Raw genomic sequence first — 8,078 nt, 5'->3', positions numbered from 1 at the left:
ATGTTTCTGGATCACCGTCCAAGGCCAGGAAGGCCAAGGACGGTGAAGATTTCCAAAACCCGGTATCCGGTGGATCGTAAGGCTGCTCCGCTTAAGTGAACAGCATTACGCCTTGAGCGGGCTTTTTGTTGTGCCGAAAAATGTCTCCGCCCTGGCTGGCCTTCCCAGTGGGAGCAATTGCCTTGTTCAACACCTAAAAGCTTGCGCAATCCTTGTGGGAGCGGGCGTGCCCGCGAACACGGGCGCAGCCCGTGCCAACCCCTGCGGTGCCTGCTTCGCGGGCTCGCCCGCTCCCACAGTTGACCGCGTTAGCCGGTCAAAAGGTGCACGTCAGTGCACCTGTTCAGCCGCCACCGGCACATACAGCAGCTGCAAACGCTCGCTGCTCCACTGGCGGGTCTGGTTGGTCAGCGCCAGGTTGTTGTTCAACTTTTGCCCGTAGCTCGGCACGATTTCCTTGAGCCTGGCCTGCCACGCCGGCGACTGGATAGGGTCCTTGAAGGTCTTCTCCAGCACGGTCAGCATGATGGGTGCTGCGGTCGAGGCGCCCGGCGAAGCACCCAGCAATGCAGCGATGCTGCCGTCTTGCGCCGCCACCACTTCAGTGCCGAACTGCAGCACCCCACCAAGAACCGGGTCTTTCTTGATCACCTGCACCCGCTGCCCGGCCTGCAGCAGCTTCCAGTCTTCGTTCTTGGCATTGGGGAAGTACTCGCGCAGCGCGTTCATGCGGTCGTCGAAGCTGAGCATCAGCTGGCCCATCAGGTAGGTACTGAGGTCGATGTTGTCGATGCCGGCATTGAGCATCGGCAGCACGTTGTGGCTGTTCAGCGAGGCGAACATGTCCAGCAGCGAGCCGTGCTTGAGGTACTTGGTGGAGAACGTGGCGAACGGGCCGAACAACAGCACCTGCTTGCCATCGATCATCCGCGTGTCCAGGTGCGGCACCGACATCGGCGGCGCGCCGACCGAGGCTTTGCCGTACAGCTTGGCCTGGTGGCGGGCGACCAGGTCGGGGTTATCGGTCATCAGGAACTGGCCACCCACCGGGAAGCCGGCATAGCCTTCGGCCTCGGGGATGCCCGACTTCTGCAGCAGCTTGAGTGCACCACCACCGGCGCCGATGAATACGAAGCGGGCGTTGACCGCCTTCTCCTTGCCACCGTTGGCCAGGTCGGCCACCAGCACATGCCAGGTACCGTCGTCGTTGCGCACGATGTCGCGCACTTCATGGCGCAGGTTCAGCGAAACATTGCGGTTGCGGGCCATCGAGGCGAACAGCTGGCGGGTGATCTCACCAAAGTTCACGTCGGTACCGATGGCCATGCGCGTGGCGGCAATTTTCTGCGCCGGGTCGCGGCCTTCCATTACCAGCGGTGCCCATTGGCGGATCTGCTCGTGGTCTTCGGAGATTTCCATGCCACGGAACAGCGAGCTGTGCTGCAGGGCCTCGACACGCTTGTGCAGGAAGGCGACGTTGTCGTCACCCCAGACAAAACTCATGTGCGGTACGTTGTTGATGAACGCCTTCGGGTTGCTGAGCACGCCCTGTTCGACCTGGTAGGCCCAGAACTGCTTGGACACCTCGAACTGCTCGTTGACCCCTACCGCTTTGCTGATGTCGATGCGGCCGTCCTTGCCGACACTGGTGTAGTTCAGCTCGCAGAACGCCGAGTGGCCGGTACCGGCGTTGTTCCAGGCGTTGGAGCTTTCTTCGGCGACCTGGCCCATGCGTTCGTAGACGTCGACCTTCCAGGACGGTTCCAGCTCGGTGAGGTAGGTGCCCAGGCTGGCACTCATGATACCGCCGCCGATCAGCAGCACGTCGACGGTCTTTTCCGGCTCAGCAGGTTTGGAGCAGCCGATGACGCCCAGGCAGAGGAACGTCAGCAGGAATTTCTTCATTGATGTTATCCAGTTGTTGTATGCACGCGCGCCGCCTGGAGCAGGGAACGTGCCAACTGGGGGGTGGAGCAATGAATATGGGGGTGAGACGACGGGGCGCATGGCGACAATCCGCCACAGGGGTTTGATGTGCTGTGAAGAAGTGGCGGATTTCCCCAATGTCGAGCCTGGCGCAGCTCCATTGAGGGAGCGGCCTCGTGTCGCGAAAGGGCCGCATTGCAGCCCCAGTAATTTTTGCGGCGAAGCTGAAAACCGGGGGCCGCTTCGCGGCCCTTTCGCGACACAGGGCCGCTCCCACAAGATGGCGCGTCAGGCGGTGAGGCGCGAGGTCACTTCGCCCAGTTGCCCAGACAAGCCGTGCAGGCGCTGGCCGGCCTGTTCGGTGTGCTGTACAGCTTCCTGGTTGGCCGTGGCAATGCGGGTGATTTCGATCAGGTTGCGCGAGATGTCCTCGGCCACGCTGGTCTGCTCTTCAGCCGCCGTGGCGATCTGCCGGTTCATGTCGCGGATCGCCTCCACCGCTTGGGTAATGCGCTGCAGCATCTGTCCGGCCTGCTCGACCTGTTCAGCCCCTTCCTGGCTGCGCTGCTGGCCGCTTTCAATGGCCTTGACCGCCTCCACCGCCCCCGACTGCACCGCTTCGATGATCTGGTGGATCTCGGCAATCGACGCCGCCGTGCGCTGGGCCAGGCTGCGTACTTCATCTGCAACCACCGCAAAACCGCGCCCTGCTTCGCCAGCACGCGCCGCTTCAATCGCCGCGTTGAGCGCCAGCAGGTTGGTCTGCTCGGCAATCCCGCGGATCACTTCCAGCACTTTGCCAATGCGCGTGCTGTCATGCTCCAGGTCGCGAATCACCGCCGCAGTGCCGGCAATTTCGCGGTTGACCAGGCCGATGATGTCGATGGTCTGCTGCATCACCTGCTCGCCTGCCTGGGCGCTATGGTCGGCGTCATCCGCCGCTCGGGCAGCCTCGACGGCGTGGCGGGCCACCTCCTGGGCGGTGGCGGACATCTCGTGCATGGCCGTGGCTACCTGGTCGGTACGCTGGAACTGGTCGTGGGTGCCACGGGCCATGTCGCCGGCAATGCTGCGCAACTGGCCGCTGGCGCCTTCCAGCTCCTGGGCGTTGTCCTGCAACCGGCCGACGGTGTCGGCGAGAAAGTCGCGCAGGGTATTGGCCGCCCGCGCAAGGCGCCCCAGTTCGTCCTCGCGGCGGCTGTCGACACTCGCGGCAAAGCGGCCCTGACTGAGCTGCGCGACGTACTCGATCAACTGGCGGATCGGCTCGATCAGGCTGCGGTTGACCAGCCACAGGCTGAGCAGCCCCACCAGCAGCGCCGATGCCAGCATCACCAGCAGGCCCAGCCATACCGTGCGCTCGGCGCTGGCGCTGAGGCTGGCGGCGCGCTGAAGGGCATCGGCACGCAGTTGCTCGACCAATTCGCTCATCTGCTCACTGGCGGCGCGGTCCACGCCTTTGACCGCCTGGTCGCCAGCTACCGGGTCGCCCCCTGCGGCGAGGAAGGCCTGGCGGCCCTGCGCATAGGCCTGGCCCAGCTGCCGGTGGCTGTCGCGCAGTTGCTGGAGCGGTGCCTTGAGCCTGGCGTCACTGCTTTCGATCAGCTGCCCGAGCAGTTGCTGCACCTGCTGCTCGCGGGCCTGGAACTGCTGCCAGTACTTGTCCATGTCAGCTGGCTGGCGCCCGCGCAGCAGCACGTTCTTCCACTCCTGCACCTGGATCTTGAACTGCAGGTTGGCTTCGTCGATCAATTGCGAGGCCCGCAGCGGCCCATCCACCAGCTCGGCGTAGCCGCGCACGCTGGACGACAGGAACTGGAAACACACCAGGGCGATCAGCAGCATCGCCACCAGGCTGCCGCCGAGCAGCGAGAGAATTTGCACTCTGAGTGATTTACGCAACATCGTGGGTCTCGAAACCGGAAGGAAAGGAATGGCGCGCATCCGCAACGCCAGGTAAGACATTCCATGTCCTTGTTGGCAGGCCAAAAAAAAGCTGCCATCAAAAATGGCAGCCAGGTCGAGCACTTACACAACAGTTGAGCTAGATACTCTCAGGCAATTACTACAGAAATGTTACAAAGCCACGACTAGCTACCCGGTAGTGAACTGCAAGTCCGCCAGCCGTGCATACAGCGGGCTCTCTTCGATCAATTGACGATGTGTGCCCACCGCCACCAGCCGGCCCTTGTCGATGACCGCGATACGGTCGGCATGTTGCACCGTGGCCAGTCGATGGGCGATCACCAGCGTGGTGCGCCCCGCCATCAGGCTGGGCAATGCTTGCTGGATCAGGTGTTCGCTCTGCGCATCGAGCGCACTGGTGGCTTCGTCCAACAACAGGATTGGCGCATCGACCAGTAAGGCGCGGGCAATGGCCAGGCGTTGCCGCTGCCCACCGGACAGGCCAATACCGCCCTCACCCAATGGCGTCTGGTAGCCCTGCGGCAGCTGCCGGATAAACTCGTCGGCATAGGCACCACGGGCCGCCGCTTCGACCTCGGCCAAGGTTGCCTTGGGCCGGCCATAGCGAATGTTGGCCTCGACCGTACCGCGAAACAGTGAGGGGGTTTGCGCCACCAGGGCGAACTGCTGGCGCAGCTGATCGGGTTCGAGTTCGGTAATCGCCTGCCCATCGAGCAGAATGCGCCCTTGCTGAGGGTCGTAAAAGCGCAGCAACAAATCGAACAGAGTTGACTTGCCCGCCCCCGAGGGCCCCACCAGGGCTACGGTCTGCCCTGGCTCAATGGCCAGGCTCAAGCCATCGATAGCCGCCACCGAGGGCCGTGACGGGTAGGCGAACACCAGCTGTTGCAGCTCGATACGGCCGCTGGCCCGCTGTTGCGGCAACGTCTTCACTACGGCTGGTGGCAGGATCGCACTGCGCGCCGCCAGCAGTTCGGCAATGCGCTCGGCAGCGCCCGCCGCACGCTGCAGCTCACCGATCACCTCGCTGAGGGTACCGAAAGCGCTGCCGACGATCAGGCTGTAGAACACGAAAGCAGCCAGCTCGCCTGTAGAAATGCGCCCGGCGATCACGTCCATGCCGCCGACCCACAGCATCACCCCCACCGCCCCCAGCACCAGCACGATCACCAGGGTGATCAGCCAGGCACGCTGGGCAATGCGCTGCCGGGCCACGGAAAATGCCGCCTCGACCGTGCCGGCGAACAACTGGCGGTCATGCACCTGGTGGTTGTAGGCCTGCACGGTCTTGATCTGGCCCAGGGTCTCGGCCACGTAGCTGCCCACGTCCGCCACCCGGTCCTGGCTCTGCCGCGACAGGCTGCGCACCCGGCGACCGAATAGCAGGATCGGCGCCAGCACCAGCGGCAAGGCCACCACCACGATACTGGTGAGTTTGGGGTTGGTGATGAACAGCAACACCACGCCGCCGATGACCATCAAGACGTTGCGCAGGAACATCGACAGCGATGAACCGATTACCGATTGCAGCAAGGTGGTGTCGGCGGTCAGCCGTGACTGGATTTCAGAGCTGCGGTTGTCTTCGAAAAAACCCGGATGCAGGCCGATCAGGTGGTCGAACACGGCGCGACGGATATCGGCCACGCAGCGCTCGCCAATCCACGAAACCAGGTAGAAACGGCTGAAGGTGCCCATCGCCAGGGCCAGCACCAACACCAAGAACAGTCCGATGGTCTGGTTCAGCTGGTGCGCGGAGCGGGTCATGAAGCCCTGGTCCACCAACAGGCGGATGCCCTGGCCCATCGACAGGGTAATACCGGCAGTGACCACCAGCGCCAGCAAGGCCAGCATTACCTGCCGGCGATAGGGGCGAACGAACTGCCAGGCCAGGCGCAAGGCGCGGCGTTGACGCGGGGAAACCGATTCGGGCATGGCAGCGACCACAATGGCGGGGAAGCCGCAGACTACCACTCCTCCTGGCCAGAGTAAGCCTTGCAGCCAGGCTATAGCTTATTGGTCTAACCAGACTATGGAGCTTTCACACAGTTTCTGCTGGACTGTTGCTGCCGTGACACAGGGGCTGTCACAGGCCAGTCACGGCGCAGGGTTAGCCTGAGCTTGAACCTGACGAGGAGACGATACATGAGCTTGCAGCACAGCAGCGACAACCAGAAACCCCGGACCACCCCACAACCGCAAGTGTGCGGTTCGATCATCGACGCCCAGGGGCGCGAATTACCGATCACCGAGCAGATGATCCAGCAGGCCTGCAAGGCCCTGGAAGAAAGCCGGGTAGAGCGCGTGCGCAAAGGTTGATCGGCGAATTCCTTGCAACCCGGTGCTTGCGCCGGGTTTTTATTTGCCCTGCAAGTTAACTTGGCCCCTTGTGGGAGCGGCCTTGTGTCGCGAAAGGGCCGCAAAGCGGCCCCAGAATTTCAGCTGCACTGCATAAATTGTCGGGGCTGCGTTGCAGCCCTTTCGCGACACAAGGCCGCTCCCACAAGGTAAGCGCAAATGCCTGCAAGATCAGACTTGCTCAGGCCAGCACCCCACCCAATGCACTGACCAGCTGCGCCAACTGCGGCGCTTCCCCACGCAAGCGCACTGCCAGCCCCTCGATTTCGCGCCGTGGCGGGTACTGCTTGCGCAACTGGTCGAACGCCGCCCGCTGCTGCTGCGGGTCATCGCTGAGGCTGCGGCGGAAATCGGCGTCGTCACGGCGCGGGTCGTACACGGCACGGCACAGGGTGGCCAAAGCCCAGGCCGGGTCGGTGCTGGCATCCAGCTCGATCTGCGCCAGCGGCGGCCGCGGCAGCAGGTCGGCCAGTTGCACCTGTTCTTCCACACCAAGGAAGCGGCACAGCGCCTGGTAGATCTGCGCCGTGCCACGCTGGCGGCCATCGAGGCTATAGCCGGCAATGTGCGGCGAGGCCAGGGTGCACAGGTCGGCCAGCTGCAGGTCGACCTGCGGCTCGCCTTCCCACACATCGAGCACCGCATGCACGTCTTCACGGTCCAGCAGCAGCTCACGCAGGGCGCCGTTGTCCACCACCGGGCCACGGCTGGCGTTGACCAGCCAGGCACCTGGGCGCAACTGCGCCAGCTGCGCCTGGCCCAGCAGGTGCCAGGTCGGGTGCTCGCCGCCGCGCTGCAACGGGGTATGCAGGCTGATCACGTCGCACTGTTGCAGGATGGTTTCGAGGCTGACGTAGTCGCCGCCCTCGGCGGCCTGGCGCAGCGGGTCGCACACCAGCACCTTCCAGCCCAGGCCGTGCAGCACCCGCACCAGGCGGCCACCCACTTCACCCGCGCCCACCACGCCATACACACGCTCGGGCAGTGCCACGCCATCCAGCTCGGCCAGGGTCAGCAGGCTGCCCAGCACGTAATCGACCACGCCGCGGGCATTGCAGCCTGGCGCGCTGCTCCAGCGGATGCCGGCCTCGGCAAAGTAGTCCAGGTCCAGGTGATCAGTGCCGATGGTGCAAGTGCCGACAAAGCGCACACGGCTGCCTTCGAGCAGTTGGCGGTCAACCTTGGTTACCGAACGCACCAGCAGGATATCTGCGTCCTTGACGCTGGCAGCATCGAGGCTTCGGCCCGGGTAACGGCGAATTTCACCGAAACCCTGGAAGAAGGCATCGAGCAGCGGGATGTTCTCGTCGGCAACTATCAGCATGGCGCTCTCCTGTCTGGGGAACGCAGTGTAGGCGCAACGCCGGGCGTGTTCCAGAGCGCTTCAGTCGGCTTTTTTGCGGATCCAGTAGAGGAAGGTGCCGGCGTCCTCTTGCTGCTGCAGCAGTTCGTGGCCGAGGAAGTTGCAGAATTTGGGGATATCGCGGCGGGTCGACGGGTCGGTGGCGATGACCTTGAGCAGGCCGCCGGCGGCCAGGTTACGCACGTGCTGGTGCAGCATCATCACAGGTTCCGGGCAGTTCAGGCCGGTGGCATCGAGGACGGCGTCGGGGGTGAAATCGGTCATGGGGGGCTCCGCAAATGATCGCTATTGTCGCGCATAGCGCGACGCGGTCCAAGCACCGCTTGCGAACAACCCTGAGCGCCTGCCCTGCTCTGCTCTGCTCTGCTCTTGATCTTGATCTTGATCTTGATCTTGATCTTGATCTTGATCTTGATCTTGATCTTGATCTTCGCGACTTCAGGAGGCCGAGCGAAGGGCTTGCGGAGGGAGGTGACGGGCATGGATGCCCGTCAAGCGCTGAGGCCCC

At 63.6% G+C, this 8,078-nt stretch carries 7 protein-coding genes; 2 read left to right on the top strand and 5 right to left on the bottom strand.

The annotated features are described in order from the left end of the window. Nucleotides 1-330: 330 nt before the first annotated feature. From mqo to ABE456_RS27860, 3 genes are all read right to left on the bottom strand, one after another. Nucleotides 331-1,905 carry a malate dehydrogenase (quinone) gene (gene mqo / locus ABE456_RS27870; protein ID WP_346646801.1) on the bottom strand — a complete coding sequence of 525 codons (1,575 nt, stop codon included), beginning with the start codon at nt 1,903-1,905 and terminating at the stop codon, nt 331-333. A gap of 309 nt (nt 1,906-2,214) precedes the next feature. Continuing rightward, on the bottom strand, nt 2,215-3,831 hold the full coding sequence (locus ABE456_RS27865) for a methyl-accepting chemotaxis protein (RefSeq protein ID WP_346646800.1): 1,617 nt from the start codon (nt 3,829-3,831) through the stop codon (nt 2,215-2,217). Between the two features lie 189 nt (nt 3,832-4,020). After that, nucleotides 4,021-5,784 (bottom strand): ABC transporter transmembrane domain-containing protein, encoded by a 1,764-nt coding sequence (locus tag ABE456_RS27860; RefSeq protein WP_346646799.1) that lies wholly within the window; start codon nt 5,782-5,784, stop codon nt 4,021-4,023. 210 nt (nt 5,785-5,994) lie between these two features. On the opposite strand from ABE456_RS27860, the gene ABE456_RS27855 reads away from it, so the two are divergent. Continuing rightward, nucleotides 5,995-6,168, top strand: a complete 174-nt coding sequence (locus ABE456_RS27855; protein ID WP_346646798.1) for a PA1571 family protein — start codon at nt 5,995-5,997, stop codon at nt 6,166-6,168. 220 nt (nt 6,169-6,388) lie between these two features. On the opposite strand, the gene pdxB is transcribed toward ABE456_RS27855, so the two are convergent. Together pdxB and tusA are read right to left on the bottom strand one after the other, a co-directional pair. Continuing rightward, a complete protein-coding gene (pdxB, locus tag ABE456_RS27850) occupies nt 6,389-7,531 on the bottom strand; it encodes a 4-phosphoerythronate dehydrogenase PdxB (protein ID WP_346646797.1) in 1,143 nt (380 codons plus the stop codon). 60 nt (nt 7,532-7,591) lie between these two features. Continuing rightward, nucleotides 7,592-7,834 (bottom strand): sulfurtransferase TusA, encoded by a 243-nt coding sequence (gene tusA, locus ABE456_RS27845; RefSeq protein WP_012271322.1) that lies wholly within the window; start codon nt 7,832-7,834, stop codon nt 7,592-7,594. A gap of 14 nt (nt 7,835-7,848) precedes the next feature. On the opposite strand from tusA, the gene ABE456_RS27840 reads away from it, so the two are divergent. Next, on the top strand, nt 7,849-8,078 hold a 230-nt coding region (locus tag ABE456_RS27840; protein ID WP_346646796.1), incomplete at its 3' end, for a hypothetical protein.

Source organism: Pseudomonas sp. TWI929 (assembly GCF_039673335.1).
GTDB lineage: Bacteria > Pseudomonadota > Gammaproteobacteria > Pseudomonadales > Pseudomonadaceae > Aquipseudomonas.
Note: the sequence above shows the minus strand (reverse complement) of the source record. Positions and strands in the feature narration are given on the sequence as shown.

Bases quoted from the DNA above. Each gene is read 5' to 3' on its own strand.
- ABE456_RS27860 (WP_346646799.1), bottom strand. From the start codon at position 5,784: ATGCCCGAATCGGTTTCCCCGCGTCAACGCCGCGCCTTGCGCCTGGCC.
- mqo (WP_346646801.1), bottom strand. From the start codon at position 1,905: ATGAAGAAATTCCTGCTGACGTTCCTCTGCCTGGGCGTCATCGGCTGC.
- ABE456_RS27855 (WP_346646798.1), top strand. From the start codon at position 5,995: ATGAGCTTGCAGCACAGCAGCGACAACCAGAAACCCCGGACCACCCCA.
- ABE456_RS27865 (WP_346646800.1), bottom strand. From the start codon at position 3,831: ATGTTGCGTAAATCACTCAGAGTGCAAATTCTCTCGCTGCTCGGCGGC.
- tusA (WP_012271322.1), bottom strand. From the start codon at position 7,834: ATGACCGATTTCACCCCCGACGCCGTCCTCGATGCCACCGGCCTGAAC.
- pdxB (WP_346646797.1), bottom strand. From the start codon at position 7,531: ATGCTGATAGTTGCCGACGAGAACATCCCGCTGCTCGATGCCTTCTTC.